Below are 696 nucleotides of genomic sequence, written 5' to 3' on the forward strand. Positions count from 1 at the left end.
GCCGCGGGCGAGCGCCTCAAGGCCGCGGTCGCCGAGGTGGCCGACGCCGCGGGCGTGGCCAAGCGGGACCTGTACGCGGCGGCGCTGGCGGCCCGCCCGGCAAAGTAGTACGTGTCAGACGTACAGGCCCTCGGGGGACCTGTACGTCTGAGACGTGCGGGGCTACCAGTCGATCTGCGGCGTCGGGTGGTACGAGGCGCCGTCGCGGCGCCAGGCGCCTGCCTCGACCGCGATACGGCCCCGGAACGACTCCCAGTCCTTGGCGCCCGGCTGCGACCAGGCGGCCTCGGCCACCGCCGCCAGGCGCGGCAGCAGCATCGAGAACAGGTGGTCGCGGTTGAGCAGGGTCTCGGTCCAGACGGCGGCCGACACGCCCTCGATCGCCGACTCGGGCAGCCCCTCGATGAGCGTCGCCGGGTCCCAGTCGTAGGAGTCGTGCAGCTCCACGAACGCGGCCCACTGCTGCCCCAGCGGGTGCTCGGGCGTGTACTTCATGTCCAGGTAGGCCTTGTCGGCCGGGGACATCACGAACCGCGCGCCGGCCTGCGCGGCCCGCAGGAACGGCTCCGGGTCGGGCCGCGTGTCCCAGTACTGCAGCACCGTGCCGGCCTCGACCAGGACGGTCGCCTCGCCGGCGCCGTGCCCGGCGTCGGCACCGGTCGCCGCCCCGGTCTCGGAACCAGGCTCGGCCCCGCT

The 696-nt window shown here is 74.6% G+C and carries 1 protein-coding gene; it reads right to left on the reverse strand.

Features of this window, described 5'->3' with window-relative positions:
• Positions 1 to 162: 162 nt before the first annotated feature.
• Positions 163 to 696 (reverse strand): family 20 glycosylhydrolase (locus PROKR_RS29340; RefSeq protein ID WP_036971242.1); only part of this gene is annotated, 534 nt, incomplete at its 5' end.

The organism is Promicromonospora kroppenstedtii DSM 19349 (assembly GCF_000515355.1).
Lineage (GTDB): Bacteria > Actinomycetota > Actinomycetes > Actinomycetales > Cellulomonadaceae > Promicromonospora > Promicromonospora kroppenstedtii.